Source organism: Ornatilinea apprima (assembly GCF_001306115.1).
GTDB classification, from domain to species: Bacteria; Chloroflexota; Anaerolineae; order Anaerolineales; family Anaerolineaceae; genus Ornatilinea; species Ornatilinea apprima.
The window spans coordinates 59,182-79,151 of record NZ_LGCL01000015.1 but is presented as its reverse complement, the minus strand read 5'-3'; the positions used below and the strand labels follow the sequence as shown (position 1 = coordinate 79,151).

Sequence of the window (19,970 nt, the reverse complement as noted above, 5' to 3'; positions counted from 1 at the left end):
GATTGGAGAAAAAAGGAATGAAATTCGCGATTGTTGAGAGTGGTGGCAAGCAGTTCCGCGCCGTCGAAGGAAAGACGATTGACGTGGACCGCCTGTCCGTGGAAGCTGGCGACAAGCTGACGCTTGACACCGTGCTTCTTTATGTAAATGAAGACCGAGTTGCGGTGGGAACGCCGGTGGTGTCTGGCGCGAAAGTCAGCGCGACCGTGGTTGATCACGTCAAGGGTCCCAAGCTGATTGTGTTTCGCTATCGCCCCAAAAAACGCCGTCGCGTTAAAACCGGCCATCGCCAGCAGTATACCCGGCTACTGATCGATTCTATTGATATGGAGTAGGAACAATGGCACATAAAAAAGGTGGCGGGTCCAGCCGTAACGGACGAGACAGTAATTCACAACGCCTGGGCGTGAAGAAATTTGGCGGCGAGCAGGTTATTTCTGGCAACATTTTGGTGCGGCAGCGCGGCACCAAGATCAAACCCGGAAAGAACGTAGGCCGCGGTAAAGATGATACGCTGTTCGCAGTCGCGGACGGTGTGGTGGTCTTTGAGACGCTCCCGACGGGCCAGAAGCGGGTTCATGTTGAACCGGCCGAGGCCGCTTAACTAACGATTCTTCCTGCAGCGTGACGGCGCATAAGGCTGTTACGGATGCAGGGGACTCCTTGTGAAAGGAATACATCATGAAGAAGGATATCCATCCGAAATATTACACTGAGGCGACGGTAACCTGCGCTTGCGGCAATACCTGGAAAACCGGTTCGACCCAGGAGAAAATCCAGACTGAGGTTTGCTCCAAATGCCACCCGTTCTTTACCGGTCAGATGCAGCGCATTTTGGATAAAGAAGGTCAGGTAGACCGCTTCTACCGCCGTTTGCAAGCCGCTCAAGACCACATGGAAGAGAAGAAAACCCGCGAAACTGCGCGCACTTCCCCCGACCGCCCGGTTTCCGATTTCAACCTTTCCAAACGCGCCGTCGAGGCTCTGGCTGCCGCTGGTATTACCAATGCCGGACAGGTGTTGGAGAAACTGGCTGCTGGTGAACAGGCCTTGCTGGATGTTGAAGGTTTTGGCCGCAAGAGTTTGATTGACATGAAGAAAGCCATGCGCCAGTTCGGTTACGACCTGCCGGCCGCGGCTGAAGACGTGGTTGTCTAATCTCTGGCGATGCTCCGCCGTTGGGTGGGCTCGTAAAAGAACGCTGAATCACCCCGTTCGCAAGGACGGGGTGATTTTCTATCCGCCAACCTTAAAGATCGCTGCCGGATGTTTTTCCGCGGCTGATTTAGAGTAGAATCGATACATCCTATCATGTGCAAAGGGTCGTTTTCATGAAGCATGAAACTGGTTCATTGGAAGTTATTTGCGGTTCAATGTTTTGCGGAAAAACCGAAGAGCTGATTCGGCGCCTACGCCGGGCTGTGATCGCGCGCCAAAAAGTGCAGGTGTTTAAGCCCGCGATTGACCGGCGCTACGCCGAGGAAAAGGTAGCCTCTCACGCCGGAATGGTGTTTGATGCCATCCCGGTCGGTCATTCAAGTGAAGTGCTGGCTCATCTATTACCGGAGACGACTGTAGTGGGCGTTGACGAGGCGCAGTTCTTTGACGAGGGAATTGTCGATGTAGTCAGCCAATTGGCGGACCAGGGTGTGCGTGTCATCGCCGCCGGGCTGGATCTGGACTTCCGCGGCGAGCCGTTTGGCTGTATGCCGGTCTTGATGGCTAAAGCTGAGCGGGTGGATAAACTGCACGCGATCTGCATGGTTTGCGGTGAATCGGCCACGCGAACCCAGCGTTTGGTGAATGGAGAGCCGGCGCGTTATGATGACCCGGTGGTGATTGTGGGCGCGTCTGAAATGTATGAGGCGCGCTGCCGGCTGCATCACATTGTGCCGCGATCTTAACGAGAAAGGTCATTGAGCCATGGTGCGAGATTATCACGAATTTTTAGGGGAAGTGCTGGTCAGCGAAGAGGATTTGCAAGCGCGGGTGGCTGAGCTGGGGCGCGAGATCAGCCGCGATTTTGAGGGCAAAGAGCTGCTGCTGGTGTGCATTTTGCGCGGCGGCGTGCTGTTTCTGACGGACTTGATGCGGCATATCAGCGTTCCGCACGCGATTGAGTTTATGGCGGTGTCTTCTTACGGCACCGGCGCGCGCGAATCGACCGGTCAGGCGCGTATCACCCTGGATGTGAACACCGATATCCGCGACCGGCATGTGATTCTGGTGGAAGATATTGTCGACTCGGGGCACACCCTGGCCTCGGTACTGGAGCTGCTCTCGATGCGCAAACCGGCCAGCCTGGCGGTGTGTACCCTGCTGGACAAAGCGGAACGCCGTGAGGTGGAGGTGCCGATTCTCTACCGGGGGTTTGAAATCCCGAATAAGTTTGTGTTTGGTTACGGTCTGGATATTGATGAGTTCTACCGCAATCTACCGTTTATTGGCGTGGTAGACCTGCAAAAGTATGACGGGAATGCAGAATAATTTGCCGCGCGGCGCGTTCGAATTGCCCCAAATCATACGGGAATGGAAGCCGGTGGAGCATCTACGCCAACTGGTGCGGGAGAGCGAGCCGGTTTTTTTGGTGGGTGGGGCTGTGCGCGATTTATTCTTAAGCCGCGGGCAGCCGCATGACCTCGACGTGGTGATGCTGTGTGATGTCCGCCCCCTGGCGCGCCGGTTGGCCAGCGCGCTGGAGGGCGATTTTTATATGCTGGACGATGAGCGCAACACAGCGCGCGTGCTGTATCGCGACGAGCAGCAAGGCGTGGGGGTGATCGACTTTGCGCGGGCGCGCGGCGGCAGCCTGGAAGAAGATTTGCTGGAACGAGACTTTACGGTGAATGCGCTGGCGCTGGGCCTAAAAGACCTGGACGCGCCGCAGATCATTGACCCGTGTGGCGGGGTGAAAGACCTCCACGCTAAAGTGTTGCGGCCGTGCCGCGAGGATGCTTTTGAAGCCGACCCGATCCGGGTGCTGCGGGGTGTGCGCCTTGCGCTGAACCTGGGCTTCCGGCTGGCGCCCGAGGCCTGGCAGGCGATGAAGGCCGCCGCTCCCCGCCTGGCGATCCCTTCGGCGGAGCGGCGCAGAGACGAAATCTTTCGCATTTTTGAGGGCCAGCATGTGAGCAGCGCGTTGCGCCTGCTGGATCAGGCCGGCGCGTTGGATGTTGTTTTCCCTGAGCTGACGCAGCTTAAAGGGGTGCGGCAGACGGCCCCGCACCATGAAGATGTGTGGAATCACACCCTTTCCACGCTGGACGAGCTGGAGAAGGTGCTGGCCGCGCTGGCGGGGCGTTATAACGAGTCGCTGGTGAGCAATCTGCGCATGGGGCTGGCGGTTCTGCACCTGGGGGCCTACCGCGAGGAATTGACGCGCCATTTCCAGGAGGAGATTACCCAGGGCCGCCGCGCGCGGGAGCTGTTATTCCTATCGGCGCTGTATCACGATACAGGCAAGCCTGCGGTAGTTCAACAGGTGGGTGAGCGCATGCGCTTTTTTGAGCATGAGATCGCCAGCGCTGAGCTGGCCGCGTTGCGCGGCAAAGAACTGGCGTTAAGTCAGCATGAACTCGCCCGTGTTCGAAACGTAGTGCGGGCGCACATGCGCGTGCATCACCTGGCCCAGAGCGGGGGCAGGCCAAGTCCCCGGGCTGTTTACCGCTTCTTCCGCGATACCGGCAGCGCGGGCGTAGATGTTTGCCTGCTCTCGCTGGTTGATACGCTGGCCACTCACCGACCGGATGTCCCCCCGGCGGTGTGGAAGGCCGAGCTAGAGGTGTGCCAGACGCTGCTGGAGGCGTGGTGGCAGAAGAAGGACGAGGTGATTTCTCCGCCGCGGCTGATTAACGGGCAGGATGTGCTGGCAGCGGGTGTGCCGGCCGGGCCGGTGGTGGGCAGCATTTTAGAGGCTGCCACTGAAGCGCAGGTGGAAGGCCGGCTGCAAACACGCGAAGAGGCGCTGCAGTTCATCTGCGACTGGTTGGGAAAAGGAAGTAAAGATGAAGAGTGAAACGGTAAACCTGGATTTTGAGGCACGCGGCAGCGGAACGCCGGTGGTGCTGCTGCACGGTTTTCCGTTCAATCGGCGAATCTGGGAGGATGTGAATGCGCTGCTGGATGAGGATCTGCGCTTGATTCTGCCCGATCTGCGCGGGCACGGACGCTCACCGGTGGGGGAGCGGACAAACACGATGGGGGCGATGGCGCGGGATGTGGCCGCCCTGCTGGATAGGCTGGGCATTGAGCAGGTGGTGGTGGCCGGACATTCAATGGGCGGATACGCGGCTCTGGCTTTCGCGAGGCTCTTTCCGCGGCGGCTGCTGGGCCTGGGGCTGATCGCTTCTCATCCGTTGGCCGACAGCGCGGAGAAAGCCGCCAGCCGGCAGGCCAGTGCAGAACGGCTGGAACGCGAAGGGTTGGGCTTTCTGGCTGAGAGCATGCCCGCCCAGTTAAGTGACATCGCGCATCTTTATCCCCGCATGAAGGAGATAATCCTCGAAAATTCCAGCGCGGGCGCGGCTGCTGCGCAGCTTGGCATGGCTGCGCGCGGAGATGAAACCGCGACACTGCAGGGTTTGAAAGCCCCAGCCCTGATCATTGCGGGCAGGCGGGACCGGGTTGTGAGCCTGGAAACGGCGGAAGCGGCCAGCCGGATGCTTGTAAACGGCCGCCTGGTGGTATTGGATGACGCCGGGCATATGCCGATGCTGGAATGCCCCCAGGAGACAGCGCGGGCAATTCTGGAACTGGCACGGCGGGTGCAATGAAAAACGCAGGCCAGATGCCTGCGTTGTAGACGATGGTATCAGCTTCAGGGAGATTTGGAGGTAAACCATTCAGAAAAGGGGGTGGGAGGAATGGCCTTATCCGCCACGGGTGCACGGCTTGTCATGCGGCGAATTTGAGAAACGAGGATGTCTTCCGAAACTGGCTTGCGCAGGAAGTTATCCGCGCCGTTATCCAGCGCGCTGGCAACCAACTGCGGGTGATTGATGGCGCTGAGGATGAGGATGGGTACGGAGCTGAACTTGCGAATTTCCGCGGCGACCTCCGCTCCGGTCATATCGGGCATCATTAAATCGAGCACGATAAAGTCGGGTTCAAATTCGCGGGCAAGATCAACCCCTTCACCGCCTGAGTTCGCGATAATTACTTCGGAAGTAACCGGCATTAGTAAAAGACTCAATAAATCGGTTGTGGCGGGGTCGTCATCGATTACAAGTACGGATAATTGTTGTTTCATGTCTGGGTTGGCTCCATCTCTATTATGCAATAAAGGGATAATCTATGACCTTGCAGGTGGTTTACAAAAGAAGGGCGCGCGCGCTATGAACGGTGAGAAATTCTTTAGAGAGAGGCGGTGTATTCGGTGCAAAGAATCACAGCAGTGCGCGCGGTGGTGTTGAATTGGTAGCAGAAACAAAAAAAATTAGGGCGGGTTGTGGTAAAATCTTTTATTAGTGAGTTCAGATAATTTGCCCGAACCTAAGCGGGCGATTGAAAACCAAGGAGGATTTTGATGTCAGATAAGAAATGGGTATATCTTTACAGCGAAGTCAAACAGGCAGAAGCCTACGCTGGTGATTGGGAAGGCGTAAGAGGCCTTCTCGGCGGTAAAGGCGCGAACCTGGCAGAAATGGCGCGCATCGGCCTGCCCGTGCCCCCAGGATTCACCGTAACCACCGAAGCATGTAATGCCTATATTGCCGCTGGCAACCAACTGTCGGATGAAATGTGGAACCAGATGCTGGCTGCTCTCGCCGAAGTGGAAAAACAGGCCGGCAAGAAATTTGGCGATCCCAAGAATCCGCTTTTGGTTTCCTGCCGCTCTGGCGCCAAGTTCTCAATGCCGGGTATGATGGATACCGTGCTCAATATCGGTTTGAATGACGACACTGCCAAAGGCATGGTTGAACTGACCGGCAATGAGCGGTTTGTGTATGACTCATACCGCCGCCTGGTTTCCATGTTTGGCTCGGTTGTGCTGGAGATCCCGGACGAGGCGTTTGAAGAAGTTCTCGACCACATGAAGGAAGAAAAAGGCGTCAAGCTGGATACCCAACTGACCGCCGCTGACCTGAAAACGCTGGTTGAGCAGTTCAAAGCCGTGGTGAAACGCGAGAAGGGTTTTGAATTCCCGCAGAATCCACTGGATCAGATGCGCCTGGCGAGTGAAGCCGTGTTCCGCTCGTGGAACGGCAAGCGCGCCATTGACTACCGCCGCGCTTCCGACATCCCCGATGACCTGGGCACCGCCGTTAATATCGTAACCATGGTGTTTGGTAACATGGGCGACGATTCCGGCACGGGTGTGGCCTTTACCCGCAACCCCGCCACTGGCGAAAACAAACTGTACGGTGAGTATCTGCTCAACGCGCAGGGTGAAGATGTGGTGGCCGGTATTCGCAACACGGAAAAAATTGAGCACATGGCCAAAGATCTGCCCGAAGCCTACGAGCAATTTTTGAAGATTTGCGACCTGCTGGAAAAACACTACAAAGACATGCAGGACATGGAATTCACCGTGGAACGCGGCCGCCTGTGGATGCTGCAGACCCGCAACGGCAAGCGCACTGCCCAGTCCGCGGTGAAAATTGCGGTGGATATGGCCAAAGAAGGCCTGATCTCCAAAAAAGACGCCGTTCAGCGCGTGACCCCCACCCAGGTGGACACCCTGCTGCACCCGCAGTTCGACCCCGATGCCGTGAAGAAAGCCCGCAAAGAAGGCGGCGTGTATGCCACCGGCGTGAACGCCTCTCCGGGCGCGGCGATTGGCCAGATCTACTTTGACGCGGATACCGCCGAGAAGATGGCCAAAGAACACAAGCAAGAAGTGATCATGGTGCGCCCCTTTACCAAGCCGGATGATGTGCATGGTATGCTGGCCGCCAATGGTATTCTGACCAGCGAAGGCGGCGCGACCTCCCACGCCGCGGTGGTGGCCCGCCAGTTTGGTGTGCCCTGCGTGGTTGGCGCCAGCTCGATTAAGATCGACCTGAACAAACGCCAGATGACCGCCAATGGTGTGGTTGTCAAAGAAGGCGATTGGATCTCGGTTGACGGCACGAGCGGCGAAGTTTACCTGGGTAAGATGGACGTGAAAGCCCCCAAACTGGAAGAGCAGGTTGAACTGCTGACCCTGCTGGAATGGGCCGATGAAATTTGCGCCACCGAAGGCATTCGCACCAGCGTGAACGGCTCGCCGAGCCGCGGTTTGCAGGTATGGGCCAACGGTGACAGCCCCGAAGATGCCCGCCGCGCGCGCTCTTACGGCGCCAAGGGTATTGGCCTGTGCCGCACCGAGCACATGTTCTTCGACCCTGCCCGTCTGCCGATTGTGCAGCGCATGATCCTGGCCAAGACCAGCGAAGCCCGTGTGGAAGCCCTGAACGAGCTGCTACCCTTCCAGCGCGGCGACTTTGAAGGCTTGTTCGAGGCGATGGACGGCTACCCTGTGATCATCCGCCTGATCGACCCGCCGCTGCATGAGTTCATGCCCGACGAAGAGAGCCTGCTGGAAGAAGTGATTACAATGCGGGTGAAGAAAGAAACTGCCGGCCTGGAAGAGAAAGAAACTCTGCTGGCGAACATCCGCTCGATGCACGAGTCGAACCCGATGATGGGTTTGCGCGGTATCCGCTTGGGTATCGTGATGCCCGAAATCGTTGAGATGCAGGTGCGCGCGATCTTCGAAGCGGCCGCCAACATGACCAAGAAGGGCGTGCATGTGAAACCGGAAGTGATGATCCCGCTGACCGGCCATGTGAATGAGCTGAAGCTGATCCAGCCGCGCCTGGAGAAAATTGCCAAAGACGTGATGGACGAGAAGGGTGTGCAATTCCCCTACAAATTCGGCACCATGATCGAAATCCCGCGCGCGGCTTTGACCGCCGGCGAAATCGCCTCGGTGGCCGAGTTCTTCTCCTTTGGCACCAACGACCTGACCCAGATGACCTATGGGTACAGCCGCGACGACGCCGAGCGCGCCTTCCTGGCCAAGTATGTGGAAGAGGGCATTCTGCCCAAGAACCCGTTCCAGGTCATCGACCGCGATGGTGTTGGCCGTCTGATGGACCTGGCGATTGGCGAAGGCCGCAAAGCCCGCCCCGAACTGGAAGTGGGTATCTGCGGTGAACACGGTGGTGAGCCTTCTTCCATCGAGTTCTGCCACCTGGTTGGTAACAACTACGTGAGCTGCTCGCCGTTCCGCGTGCCGGTAGCCCGCCTGTCTGCGGCTCTGGCCGCGCTGAAGCACGCTGCGAAGTAAACAGCTTCCCGGCTGAAGTTCGAATCTTGTACAACCCCGCAAAGGCTGACCCCTTTGCGGGGTTTTTTGTGTAAAATGGTAATTAAGTAACTTTTTGAGATCAAAATAATCTAACTTTACGGTTGGGGTTTTTCTCAAAAAGGAGATAAAAATCATACAAATATTATCCAATAAGGCTGTATATTTGCTATAATTACGGCGAGTAAGCGTAAGGGAAAAGCGCCAGATCACAATGCAGCTTGCGCGTTACAGCAAAATCTTCCGGGAGGAGCTTTTTATTATGGAAAAACAAGAGTATCTAGACCTTTATCATCAAATGGTCGTCATTCGCAAAGTAGAAGAAAGCGCAGCCGAGCTTTATCAGCAGGGGAAAATTGGCGGATTTTTGCATCTCTATATCGGGCAGGAAGCCGTCAGCACCGGCCTGGTGGGGGCGCGAAAACCGCAAGACCGGTTGATCACGGCTTACCGCGATCACGGTTTGGCAATCAATGCCGGCCTGAGCGCCAAAGAAGTGCTGGCAGAGCTGCTGGGTAAGGCAACAGGCTGCTCAAAAGGCAAAGGTGGTTCAATGCATATGGCCTCGGTGGAAAAAAACTTCTGGGGCGGGCACGCGATTGTGGGCGCGCATCTTCCGCTGGCGGCTGGCCTGGCTTTGGGCGATCAATACAGCAAAACCGACGGCGTAACGATTTGCATGTTTGGTGATGGCGCCACCAATATTGGCTTTTTCCACGAGGCGCTCAACATGTCGAAAGTGTGGAAGCTGCCGGTGCTATGGGTGTGCGAGAACAACCGCTACGGCATGGGTACCGCGGTGGAACGCGCTTCAGCTGTTTCCGAAATCCGCCAGAAGGCCGAGGGTTACGGCATGAAGAATGACGTGGTGGACGGCATGGATGTAATGAAGGTCTACGAAAAATCGAAAGAGATGATCGATGACATCCGGGCGGGCAATGGGCCGCAGTTCTTAGAGATTGAGACCTACCGCTTCCGTGGGCATTCGATGGGCGACCCGGAACGCTACCGAAAAAGCGAAGAAGTGCACCAATGGCAGGAAAACGACCCGATTGGTGTTTATCGCAAATATTTGATGGATCGCGGTATTTTCACAGAAGAAGAATTGAACCGGCAGGATGAACTTGCCAGTGAAGAAGTGCGCGAAGCTGTGGCGTTTGCCGAGTCTTCTCCTGACCCGGATCCTGAAGAACTCTTTACCGATATCTACGTGGAAAATTCAGTGGAGGGATAATTACATGGCCAGAATAACAATGCGCGAGGCCATCTCACAGGCTTTGTGGGAGGAAATGGAACGAGATCCCAAGGTGTTTATTATGGGAGAAGAAGTGGGCGTGTGGGGCGGCACCTATGCGGTAACCAAAGGGTTCTACGATCACTTTGGTCCTGATCGCGTTCGCGATACCCCCATCGCTGAGGCCGCAATTATTGGCGCGGGGATTGGCGCGGCGCTGACCGGTTTGCGGCCGGTAACCGAATTGATGACGATTAACTTCGCGTTCTCGGCCATGGACCATATTGTCAATGAGGCCGCCAAGCTACACTATATGTTTGGTGGGCAGTTTGTGCTCCCCATGGTGATCCGCACTGTGGGCGGCGGTGGCCGGCAGTTGGGCGCTACCCATTCGCAAACCCCGGACGCGATTTTTGCCCATTTCCCGGGGCTGAAGGTTGTGGCCCCCGGAACCCCGGCCGATGCGAAAGGCCTGCTGAAGGCGGCCATCCGCAGCGATGACCCGGTGTTCTTTATTGAGCACGCCACGCTGTATCAAACGCGCGGTGAAGTGCCAGAGGGCGATTACATCGTGCCGATTGGCAAATCCACCGTGCAGAGGCCCGGCAAAGATGTAACCATCGTTACCTACAGCAAGATGCTACAGGTATCCATGCAGGCAGCCGATGAGCTTTCTAAAGAAGGCATTGAAGTCGAGATTGTGGATTTGCGCAGCCTGCGCCCGCTGGATATGGACCCGGTGCTGGAATCGTTCAAGAAGACCAATCGCGCGGTGGTGGTGGAAGAAGGCTGGCGCTCCTTTGGCGTTGGGTCAGAAATTGCCAGCCGGATCTACGAAGAGGCATTTGATTATGTGGACGCGCCGATCAAGCGCGTTGCGCAGGCAGAGGTGCCGTTGCCGTATAACCGCAAACTGGAGCAAATGGCACTGCCGCAGGTCGCCGATGTGGTGAAAGCAGTCAAGGAGGTGCTCTAATGGCTGATATTGTAAGCATGCCCAAACTTGGCTTCGACATGGCGGAAGGCACGCTGGTACACTGGGTGAAAAAGGTCGGTGAGAGCGTTGCCAAAGGCGATGTGCTGGCTGAGATTGAAACCGATAAAGCTACCGTTGAGGTTGAATCTTCCTTTGAAGGCGTGATGGCGCGGCAATTGGTCGAAGAAAAAGAAATTGTGCCTGTCGGCACGCCCATCGCGGTGATTGCAGCGCCCGGCGAAGAAGTGGCGGATGTTCCCGCGCCACAGGCTGAAAAACCGGGCGCGCCGAAAGAAGAAAGTGCCCCGGCAGCTGCGCTTGCCCCGGAGGTGGCCCCCGCGGTGGCTGAAGCGCAAGCCGGTAGCGGGATGGTGAAGGCCTCCCCGTTGGCCAAACGGATGGCGAAAGACCACCAGTTGAACCTGGCCGAGCTGGAGGGCAGTGGTCCGGGCGGCCGGGTCGTCAAAAAAGATGTTGAACAAGCCCTGGCCAGCCCCAAGGCTGCCGCGCCATTGGCAGCGGCTGTGGAGACGAGAGCCGCCCTGCCGCCAGCCGCATGGAGCGCGGCTGGGGCGCCTGCCGACGAGCGGGTGAGCTTGAACAAGCTGCGCCAGGCAATTGGGCGGCGCATGGTCGAATCGAAACAGACGGTTCCACATTTCTACCTGACGTACGACGTGGATGCCGCGCCGCTGCTGGAACTGCGCAAACAGGTCAATGAACTGCTACCGGAGGAGGAGAAGACCTCGGTCAACGATTTCCTCATCAAGGCCGCGGCTGTGGCGCTGCGACGCTTCCCCAACCTCAACGCGTCGTTACAAGGGACTGAGGTTGTTCGGCACGGGCATGTCAATATTGGCGTGGCCGTGGCGGTGGAAGGTGGTCTGCTGACAGTTGTAACTCGCGACGCGGATCAAAAGCCCGTGCGCGTGATTTCTGGCGAGGTGAAATCGCTGGTGAAGCGCGCCAGAGACGGCAAGGTGCGCCCAGAGGATATTGAAGGTTCTACCTTCTCCATCAGCAATTTGGGTATGTACCAGGTGGAAGAATTTGGCGCGATCATCAACCCGCCTGAAGCGGCGATCCTGGCCGTTGGCGCGGCGCGTGAGACCCCGGTAGTGGTGAATGGAGAGGTGAAAGCGGGCTTGCGGATGAAGCTGACCCTTTCTGTGGACCACCGCGTATCGGATGGCGCGGAAGGCGCGCAGTTTATGCAGTGGCTAAAGCAGATCATTGAGCAGCCATTGCATCTCATGATCTGAAACGGCGCAGGGGAAAACCCTGAACAATGGAACGTATTGCGGGCGCGTTGGCATGAACGCGCCCGCTTTTCTATGTGAATGCAAGTTGGAGTGGGTTATGACTGGAAGCGCTGGACGAACTTCATTTCGGCGCTGGTTCCTGGGCGATGAAGAATGAAGGCCAGGTTGTCGATTTGCATTTTCCAATGCAAATCCCGGCCGGCCAGCATGCGCACAACTGCCGCCAGATTTTCCTCGCTAACATCCTCGTAGGCGAGGGTAATGTGCGGAACCCAAACATCCGGTTCGTAGAGCGGGCTAAGCGTGCCACCCAGCGGTTCGCGGACGGCGGCAAGGATGGTCTCATGCAGGCTGAACAGCGCCGGGCTTTTGACCACCCGGATAAAAACCACCGGTTTTTCGCCGGGGAAGATGCCAACCCCGGCGGTGCTGATGGCAAAGGGCTTTATCTGACGGGCAAGTCGGTTGAGCTTGGCCTGCAGCGCGCTTTCGCTGACGCTCTCAGAGGCCGTCCACGAGAAATGCGGAAACGGCGTCTGGCGCACACCAACCAGGCCGCATTCTCGTTCCAATTCGTCCCAAAGCAACTCCACCTCGTGGTAGAAAGGCTGTGGGAGCAGGGAAACCAGACCGTGCATGTTCAACATCCTCAAGTAGAAGGTTGCGTTTCGTAAAGACGGCGGTAAATCGAATAGAACTCGTAGATCTGCGTAATGTAGGTGCGGGTTTCTTTGAAGCGAATGGTCTCCAGGTAAAGGTCAGGATCATCGCTCACCAGGGCGGCCCACTGCTGGGCGTTGCCTGGCCCGGCATTATAAGCGGCCAACGACAGGTAGAGGTTGGCATTGAAATAGGTGCGCTGGCGCGCAAGGTAGGCGGAGCCAAGGCGCACATTCACAAACGGGCGATCCAGGTCCGCATCCGTATAACCCACTGGCCAGTTGAGGATGGAGGCTATTTCCTGGCCGGTTGAGGGAATGATCTGCATCAGTCCGCGCGCGCCGGCGGTGGATTGAACCAGCCCGTCAAACAGGCTTTCCTGGCGGATGACGCTGAGCAGGAAGAGCGGGTGAAAATTGTATTCCTGGGCGGCAGAAAGAACGTAATCGGGGTAATAGACGCCGAAACGTATATGGTTGAAGTAGGGCGGGGCGGTAAACGTGGCGGCGTCATCCATGCCAGCCAGGTCAAGGATGTGGCGGCTGAGGATGATCGCCTGGCGGTAGAAACCCCGCTCCATCAGGTATTTAAGCAGCCGGAAGCAGTGCGCCGGGTCTGACGCGATTTCATCTTTCAGGTCTTGCAGTTCGTTGTTAGCCAATTCAAACAGTCCCAATTCCCAATAGGCGTTGGCGCGCTGAAAACGCGGGTTAGCTTCCAGGTCCGCCAGGTTATTCAGGTCGATATCGGCCTCCAGGTTAAAGGTGGAACGCATCCATGTTTCGGCAATGGAGCGCTCTTTTTGAAGGTCGTAGTCCAGGTTGTAAAAAGCGGGGGGAGAAAAAGGCTCGCGGCCCTGCAGAAGATCTCTGGCACGCTCGCTGTAATAACCGGTGGGGTCGCGCTGGGCGGCCTGTTCCCACGACTGGCGCGCGCCTTCACTGTCACCCAGGGCAGATTTGGCCTTGCCGATCCAGAAGTAGGCGGCGGCAATATCGCGCGGCGCGGAGACGATGGCAAGGTAACGCTGGAAGTTCGCTTGCGCGTTGAAAAAATCTTGCTGGCGGTAGCGCAGCAAGCCGGATTGGAAAAGGCAGGCGGGCGCTTCGGCGCTGGTGGGATAGTTGTTGGCTACGCCTTCCCAGGTTTCAATCGCCTCATTGAGCAGCCCGCCGCGTTCGTAAATGCGGCCGGCTTCCAGCAGCAGCTCCGCGGCTTGCGCGGCAGCCGGAAAACGCGCCACAAACTGCTCAAGGGTGGCGGCCGCAGCGCTGTAATCGGTGAAATACACCCACTGCGTGTAGGCTTTCTCCTTCCAGGCGTCCATCCAAAAACGATCGGTCTCATACTGGCTGATGATCAGTTCCCAGTCTCGCATTTCGGCGCCGTACTGCCCCAGCGAGCGGTGGCTCATTGCACGGTAGTAAAGCGGGGTGGCGTCGTGCTGGGGATTGGCCTGCATATACCGCGTGAAAGCTTCAATGGCCAGGCCGTACTGCCCGGCAAAATAATCAACCAGGCCGCGGTCGAGGTCGCTGACGGCAATACCGTTGTTGATCAGCACTACCAACCCGGAATAGGTGTCGTAGGCCAGGGGATAGTTGGAGACAGATTCTTGAAAGCGGGCGTAGGCCTGATCGGGCAGCCCGATGGCCAGATAGGCCTGGCCAAGCAGAAAATTGGTTTGGGCTTTAACAAAGTCATTGGTGGTGGCCTGGTTTATTTCCCAATAACGGCTGATGGCCTGTTCGTATTCGCCCATGCTGGCGTAGGTCTGGGCGATTTTGATTTTGAGCGGGGTGGGGTCGCTGCGGCGGGGAGCGGCGGCGGCCGCTTCGAAGGCGGCAATCGCGTCTGTAAACTGCCCGGCGGCGAGCAGCTCATTGCCGCGCAGTTCCTGAATATAGGCGTCAATCACACCGGGACGCAGGGCCAGATACTGTCCAAACGCGTCTGCCGCGACCTGATGGTTGTTCATGGCCGCGTAGCTTTTTCCCAAAAAGAATTGGGCTTCGGCCAGGTGCTGGCTGTTGGGATAATTTTGAATGACGGTCAGAAATGCCTGAGTGGCGGTGGTGTATTGCTGCTGTAAAAGCTGCATCCGCCCCAGGCCGATCATGGCGGCAACCTGGATTTCTGGATCGGCGGCCTGGTTGATAGCGGTTTCATATTCCTGCCGGGCGCTGGCGTAATCACCCAGCAGCAGAAGATGGTCGCCCTGATCAACCCGGGCCTGCGGCTGGGGCGTGGGGGTGGCAGTGGGTGTTGGAGAGGGCAGGGGAATCGATGTGGACTGCTGGCTGCCAGCAGAACCCTGTGGGGATTGCGGGGCCGGACCGGCGCAGGCAGACAGGGTTGCCAGGATCAAAAACCACGCGGCCAGGGGAAGAAGTTTCATTTTCATACAATTGTCTTTCTGAATTCTGTAAAGCAGTGAAGACTTTGACATCCGATGGATTGCATGTTAAACTAGATTGGTTATTCAATTGCTGAATGTCCAGCTTTCCAACCGCCTTTTAGTCCTCCAATCAAAAGGAAGAACGCACAATGGTACGATCACTCGAATGGGATGATTCCTCCTGCACGCTGCAATTGCTTGATCAGCGGCTTCTCCCCGCCCAAGTGGAAATGGTTACCTGTGAGAATTATACCAAAGTGTCAACTGCGATACAGAATATGACCGTGCGCGGCGCGCCGGTGATTGGCGCGGCTGCCGCGTTTGGCATGGCCCTGGCGGCCTGTCAGAGCGCACAGACGACAACCGAGGGGCTGCGGGCAGACCTGAAAAAAGCTGCCGACGTTTTGATTGCCTCGCGGCCGACCGCCGTGAACCTGGCGTGGGCAGTGCAGCGCATGTTAAAAAAAGCTTCTGTGCCGGCTTCTACAGCCGACGATCTGACGCAGTTGATGATTGCGGAAGCCAAGCTGATTGCCCAGGAAGACGTGGAAACCAACCGCCGCATGGCGGAGTTTGGCGCGGCTCTGATTGAAGATGGCGACACCATTATCCATCATTGCAACACCGGCTCGCTGGCAACGGTGGATTGGGGCACCGCGCTGGGCGCGATCCGCATGGCGCACGAGCAGGGGAAGAAAATTCATGTTCTGGTGGATGAAACCCGCCCGCGCCTGCAGGGCGCGCGCCTGACCGCCTGGGAGTTGGATCAGTATCAAATTCCCTATCACATCATTACCGACAACATGTCAGGCCATTTTCTGCGCAGCGGGATGGTGAAGAAGGTTTTCTATGGAGCGGACCGGGTGGCTGCCAATGGCGATGTGTGCAACAAGATTGGCACCTATATGCTGTCGCTGGCTGCCAAAACCAATGGCGTGCCGGTTTATGCGGTTTTCCCCACCACCACGGTAGACCTGAATCTGAAATCGGGCGATCTGATTCCGATTGAGGAGCGCGACCAGGAAGAAGTACTTGGGATTGAGGTGAACGGCCAGCGGGTAACCCCCCAGGGCGCGAAGGCCTTCAACCCGGCTTTTGATGTAACACCCAACGACCTGATCACGGCTTTAGTGACCGAAAATGGGGTGATTTACCCGCCGTTCGATATCAACCTGCCGCGCGCGGTTGAAGATTTTTAACGAAGATTGGATTTTTTGCTCATGTCTGTTGTTTGCACGGGTTCGATTGCGTTTGATTATCTGATGTCTTTCCCCGGTCACTTCCGGGAACACATTCTGTCCGACCATTTGGATACGATCAGCCTCTCCTTTCTGGTGGATGAGATGGTGCGCCAGCCAGGCGGAACCGCGACCAATATTGCCTATAACCTGGCATTATTGGGCGAGCACCCGCGATTAATGGCTACGGCTGGGGTGGATTTTGAAGAGTACCGGCGCTGGCTGGAAAGCAAAGCAGTCGATACCTCGCTGGTCAAAATCATCCCCGATAAATTCACGGCATCTTTCTTTGTGAATACCGACCTGGACAACAATCAGATTGCCACTTTTTATGCCGGCGCGATGGCGCACGCCTGCGAGCTTTCGCTGCATGACCTGAAAGCGGGTTTGCCTGACCTGCTGATCATCTCGGCCAACGACCCCGGCGCGATGCGCTGTTACGCGCGCGAATGCAAAGAGCTGGGCGTACCGTACCTTTATGATCCCAGCCAGCAGATTGTGCGTATTTGCGCGGATGAGCTGCGCGAGGGTGTGGAAGGCGCGTACGCTTTGTTTGTGAATGAGTACGAGTTTGAGTTGCTGCAAAAACATACCGGCCTGAAACCCGAAGAAATCCTCAGCAAAGTGGGTTTTATGGTGGTAACGCTGGGTGAAGACGGCGCGGATATTTATGCCGAGGGCAAGAAATATCATGTGCCGGTGGTGCCCCCCACCCAGATTGCCGAACCGACCGGTGTAGGCGACGCCTTCCGCGGCGGGTTTGTGCGCGGGCTGCGCCTGGGCCTGGGTTGGGAGACCTGTGGAAAGATGGGCGCGCTCTCGGCCACCTACTGCCTGGAACAGAAAGGCACTCAAAACCATACGTACACAATTGCTGAATACATCGCGCGCTATCGCCAGCATTTTGACGACCAGGGCGCATTAGACGTATTATTGAAAAACAGTTAGATCAATTCTGCGGAGGAACTTCATGTCGAATAATGATGTAAAAGATTTAAACCTGGCTGAGGGCGGCCGACGCCGGATCGAATGGGCAGAGCGGGAAATGCCGGTTCTGCGCCTGATCCGCGAGCGGTTTGCCAAAGAGCGCCCGCTGGAAGGCGTGCGCGTTTCGGCGTGCCTGCATGTAACCACTGAAACAGCCAATCTGATGCGCACCCTGCAGGCCGGCGGGGCGGATGTGGTGCTGACGGCTTCCAACCCGCTCTCGACGCAAGATGACGTGGCTGCGTCTCTGGTGGTGCACAATGAAATTCCGGTGTACGCGATTAAGGGCGAAGACAATGTAACGTATTACAAACATCTGAGCGCGGCTTTAGACCACAAACCGATGATCACGATGGACGACGGCGCCGACCTGGTGACGGTGATGCACAAAGAACGCCGCGAGCTGATCCCCAATGTGATCGGTTCGATGGAAGAGACCACCACTGGTGTGATCCGCATGCGCGCGATGGCCAAAGACGGCATGTTGAGCTTCCCGGTTGTGGCAGTGAATGACGCGATGACCAAGCATTTCTTTGACAATCGCTACGGCACCGGCCAATCCACGATCGACGGTATCATCCGCGCCACCAATATTCTGCTGGCTGGCAAGAATTTTGTGGTGGCGGGGTATGGTTGGTGTGGCCGCGGTTTGGCGATGCGCGCGCGCGGCATGGGCGCGAATGTAATTGTTACCGAGGTGGACCCCATGCCGGCTTTGGAAGCGGTGATGGATGGTTTCCGTGTGATGCCGATGGAAGAAGCCGCCCAGATTGGCGATATCTTCTGCACCCTGACTGGCGACTTGAACGTGATCGACCGCAAGCATTTTGAGGTGATGAAAGACGGCGCGATTGTGGCCAATTCTGGTCACTTCAATGTGGAAATCAATATCCCGGCTTTGGAAGAGATGTCGGTTGCCAAGCGCCTGGTACGCCCGTTTGTTGACCAGTATGAATTAAAGGACGGCCGTCAGATCCACATTTTGGGCGAAGGCCGCCTGATCAACCTGGCTTCGGCGGAGGGCCACCCGGCCAGCGTGATGGATATGTCGTTTGCCAACCAGGCGTTAGCCACGGAGTATATCTTCAAGCACGGCCGCGAGCTGGAGAAGAAAGTCTACAGCGTGCCGGAAGAGATTGACCGCGAGATTGCTCGCCTGAAACTGGACGCGATGAAGGTAAAGATCGACACGCTCACCCCCGAGCAGGTGCATTACCTGAACTCGTGGCAGGAAGGGACTTAATCGTTAGCGGTTAAGGGTTAAAAACAGGCGAAGGCGCTATTGCAGCGCTTTCGCTTTTTAATTGGCTGTAGAATCTTTACAATGGTTTATCGAGATGGGGTGCATTACAGTATGCAGTCCCTACACGATTGACAAAAATTCAGATTGCCTTTTTTGAGATGCAGAGGTTTTATTCTTGCTCTACGACGATGGCCATGTTGCCCAGCACGCTCCAGGAGGAGAGAAACTGGTCAATGCTGCGGTAATACAGCATATCGGCGTCGAGAATGGTGACGGTGTTGGAATCGTAACCAATGACCAAGACAGTATGCTCCAGATAGGCAACGGTGGCCGTGGAACCAGAAGACGCGGTATATGAGACGGGAGAACCGGGGAAGACGGAGCCGACCACCCAGACCATCACAGGCCGTCCCGCGGAGATTTCAACTTTGACGTCATCGAAGGACATACCGCGCCGCTCCCAGGCGTTTAGCCCGTAAGAGCGCAGCAAGGACGCCACCGGCCCGGAATGCACGCCGTATCCATAGGGCGGCAGCGAAGCCGGACCCCAGACACTTCCCACAAAACCGGTTTCCGGGTCATCGCTGACGGGCAAACCGTTGAAGAATTCAAGCTCATCAATATTCACGGCAAAATAGCGGGCGAAGTCGGTGGCAGAGTTGGATTCGCAATCGAGCGGAAGCTGCTGAGAGGTGCCGTAAATGTTGGAGAGGCTGGCAGATTCAGGAATCTCTGGGGCGGGCTGCGGCGTTTCGGTTGGCGGCACGCTGGTGGGGGTGGGGGTGATGGTTGCGGTGGGCAGCGGCTGAAACGGTGTGGGGGTGATGGTGAAGGTGGTTGTGGGCGTGGGTGTGGGGTCAGCCGTGGGCGCGGCGGTTAAGGTTGGTGTGGAGAACCAGGTGATTTTGGCGGGGTCGAGGCCGGCAAAGACCACTTCAGCGGATTCAAGGCCGCGTGAAAAGTCCATCTGACCGCAGGCGCTGGTCGTGAGCAGGAGAGCGGCAGCCAACAAGCTGGCGCGAATTTGTGGAAAGTGAGGGGTAGGCATCGCGATCAGGGCTCTTCGACTACGATATCAATATAAATCGGGTCGCCAAACGGCTCGCCCTGAGGCGAGTAAGCCTGCCAGGCGCTGCGGTGATTGCCGGCTTGCGCGGGGGCAACCAGATTGAGCTGGATGATGACCTGCGACCCGCTGCGGGCCGGGTAGAGCGCCTGTTCCACGGGGTTACCCATCTCTGGCCCGGCGATGAGGCGCAGGGTGTAATTCTTGCCCCAGTTGCAAGTGCCGCTGTTTTCTACGCGCCACTGCTTATCAATTTTCTCGGCTGGGGCGAAGGCGGAGCCGTCTGGAACGGTGATGTCTTCCAGGTAGGTGAGCGCGTTGACGCAGTTTGGACTGGAAGTGGGCATCACCTCGGTGGGAACCGGGGTGGGAGACGGTATTTGGGTGGGTGAAAAGGTGGGGGGAATAAACGCCGGGTTGACTGCGTTGGGCGCGGGGCGCGTGGGAGTAAACGAGCAGCCTGCGCTGGTGATGACCAGCACAACAGCCGCGAGCAGGATGCGCGAAAAACGCAAAACAGAAACAGTTGTAGGGCGCGTACTCTTCTTCATTGATCAGCCTTCAGGCCATCCCTTCTCCCGCAGCAACAGGAGAAGGGACGGAGATGTTGTGAATC

At 57.1% G+C, this 19,970-nt stretch carries 19 protein-coding genes and 1 pseudogene; 15 read left to right on the top strand and 5 right to left on the bottom strand.

Features of this window, described 5'->3' with window-relative positions; genetic code table 11:
- The first annotated feature begins 17 nt into the window (after positions 1-17).
- The 8 genes and pseudogenes from rplU (at position 18) to ADN00_RS03590 (ending at position 4,772) form a co-directional block, all read left to right on the top strand.
- A complete protein-coding gene (rplU, locus tag ADN00_RS03620; protein WP_075061593.1) occupies positions 18-335 on the top strand; it encodes a 50S ribosomal protein L21 in 318 nt (105 codons plus the stop codon).
- A gap of 5 nt (positions 336-340) precedes the next feature.
- Entirely contained in the window at positions 341-604 is a 264-nt protein-coding gene (gene rpmA, locus ADN00_RS03615) for a 50S ribosomal protein L27 (protein ID WP_075061592.1), read from the top strand.
- Between the two features lie 77 nt (positions 605-681).
- Positions 682-906, top strand: a pseudogene (gene rpmE / locus ADN00_RS20235) (50S ribosomal protein L31); the annotation flags it as partial.
- Positions 895-1,158, top strand: a complete 264-nt coding sequence (locus ADN00_RS20230; RefSeq protein ID WP_236691479.1) for a DNA-directed RNA polymerase subunit alpha C-terminal domain-containing protein — start codon at positions 895-897, stop codon at positions 1,156-1,158. The pseudogene rpmE and the gene ADN00_RS20230, both read left to right, overlap by 12 nt.
- 173 nt (positions 1,159-1,331) lie before the next feature.
- Positions 1,332-1,904, top strand: coding sequence for a thymidine kinase (locus ADN00_RS03605; RefSeq protein ID WP_075061590.1), 573 nt, complete (start codon positions 1,332-1,334; stop codon positions 1,902-1,904).
- Positions 1,905-1,923: 19 nt separating this feature from the next.
- Complete coding sequence (gene hpt / locus ADN00_RS03600) at positions 1,924-2,487, top strand: hypoxanthine phosphoribosyltransferase (RefSeq protein ID WP_075061589.1); 564 nt, start codon at positions 1,924-1,926, stop codon at positions 2,485-2,487.
- Positions 2,477-4,015, top strand: coding sequence for a CCA tRNA nucleotidyltransferase (locus tag ADN00_RS03595; protein WP_075061588.1), 1,539 nt, complete (start codon positions 2,477-2,479; stop codon positions 4,013-4,015). Before hpt ends, ADN00_RS03595 begins: the two co-directional genes overlap by 11 nt.
- Positions 4,005-4,772: an alpha/beta fold hydrolase gene (locus ADN00_RS03590; protein WP_075061587.1), complete on the top strand. Its 768-nt coding sequence runs from the start codon at positions 4,005-4,007 to the stop codon at positions 4,770-4,772. Before ADN00_RS03595 ends, ADN00_RS03590 begins: the two co-directional genes overlap by 11 nt.
- A gap of 44 nt (positions 4,773-4,816) precedes the next feature.
- Here ADN00_RS03590 and ADN00_RS03585 read toward each other — a convergent pair whose 3' ends face one another.
- Positions 4,817-5,248: a response regulator transcription factor gene (locus ADN00_RS03585; protein WP_075061586.1), complete on the bottom strand. Its 432-nt coding sequence runs from the start codon at positions 5,246-5,248 to the stop codon at positions 4,817-4,819.
- A gap of 276 nt (positions 5,249-5,524) precedes the next feature.
- Between ADN00_RS03585 and ppdK the strand changes: the two genes are divergently transcribed.
- The 4 genes from ppdK to ADN00_RS03565 all read left to right on the top strand — a co-directional run bounded on the left by ppdK (position 5,525) and on the right by ADN00_RS03565 (position 11,762).
- Positions 5,525-8,272, top strand: coding sequence for a pyruvate, phosphate dikinase (gene ppdK, locus ADN00_RS03580; RefSeq protein ID WP_075061585.1), 2,748 nt, complete (start codon positions 5,525-5,527; stop codon positions 8,270-8,272).
- A 280-nt stretch (positions 8,273-8,552) separates the two neighbouring features.
- Positions 8,553-9,524 (top strand): pyruvate dehydrogenase (acetyl-transferring) E1 component subunit alpha, encoded by a 972-nt coding sequence (pdhA, locus tag ADN00_RS03575; RefSeq protein ID WP_075061879.1) that lies wholly within the window; start codon positions 8,553-8,555, stop codon positions 9,522-9,524.
- Between the two features lie 4 nt (positions 9,525-9,528).
- Positions 9,529-10,500 (top strand): alpha-ketoacid dehydrogenase subunit beta, encoded by a 972-nt coding sequence (locus ADN00_RS03570; RefSeq protein WP_075061584.1) that lies wholly within the window; start codon positions 9,529-9,531, stop codon positions 10,498-10,500.
- Positions 10,500-11,762 carry a dihydrolipoamide acetyltransferase family protein gene (locus ADN00_RS03565; RefSeq protein ID WP_075061583.1) on the top strand — a complete coding sequence of 421 codons (1,263 nt, stop codon included), beginning with the start codon at positions 10,500-10,502 and terminating at the stop codon, positions 11,760-11,762. The genes ADN00_RS03570 and ADN00_RS03565 overlap by 1 nt, the downstream gene beginning before the upstream one ends.
- A 95-nt stretch (positions 11,763-11,857) precedes the next feature.
- Here ADN00_RS03565 and ADN00_RS03560 read toward each other — a convergent pair whose 3' ends face one another.
- Positions 11,858-12,400: a 2'-5' RNA ligase family protein gene (locus ADN00_RS03560; protein WP_075061582.1), complete on the bottom strand. Its 543-nt coding sequence runs from the start codon at positions 12,398-12,400 to the stop codon at positions 11,858-11,860.
- Between the two features lie 11 nt (positions 12,401-12,411).
- Entirely contained in the window at positions 12,412-14,826 is a 2,415-nt protein-coding gene (locus ADN00_RS03555; protein ID WP_075061581.1) for a lytic transglycosylase domain-containing protein, read from the bottom strand.
- 143 nt (positions 14,827-14,969) lie between these two features.
- Between ADN00_RS03555 and mtnA the strand changes: the two genes are divergently transcribed.
- From mtnA to ahcY, 3 genes are read left to right on the top strand one after another with little or no spacing between them, the layout of a single operon-like run.
- Positions 14,970-16,019, top strand: coding sequence for an S-methyl-5-thioribose-1-phosphate isomerase (gene mtnA, locus ADN00_RS03550; RefSeq protein ID WP_075061580.1), 1,050 nt, complete (start codon positions 14,970-14,972; stop codon positions 16,017-16,019).
- A gap of 21 nt (positions 16,020-16,040) precedes the next feature.
- Entirely contained in the window at positions 16,041-17,006 is a 966-nt protein-coding gene (locus ADN00_RS03545) for a carbohydrate kinase family protein (protein WP_075061579.1), read from the top strand.
- Positions 17,007-17,028: 22 nt separating this feature from the next.
- The gene (gene ahcY / locus ADN00_RS03540) at positions 17,029-18,288 is read left to right on the top strand and encodes an adenosylhomocysteinase (protein ID WP_075061578.1); all 1,260 of its coding nucleotides are present in this window, start codon (positions 17,029-17,031) and stop codon (positions 18,286-18,288) included.
- A 169-nt stretch (positions 18,289-18,457) separates the two neighbouring features.
- On the opposite strand, the gene ADN00_RS19950 is transcribed toward ahcY, so the two are convergent.
- Both ADN00_RS19950 and ADN00_RS03530 read right to left on the bottom strand, forming a co-directional pair.
- Positions 18,458-19,336, bottom strand: a complete 879-nt coding sequence (locus ADN00_RS19950; protein ID WP_075061577.1) for a C39 family peptidase — start codon at positions 19,334-19,336, stop codon at positions 18,458-18,460.
- 5 nt (positions 19,337-19,341) lie between these two features.
- Entirely contained in the window at positions 19,342-19,905 is a 564-nt protein-coding gene (locus ADN00_RS03530) for an NBR1-Ig-like domain-containing protein (protein WP_082389853.1), read from the bottom strand.
- Positions 19,906-19,970 lie beyond the last annotated feature (65 nt).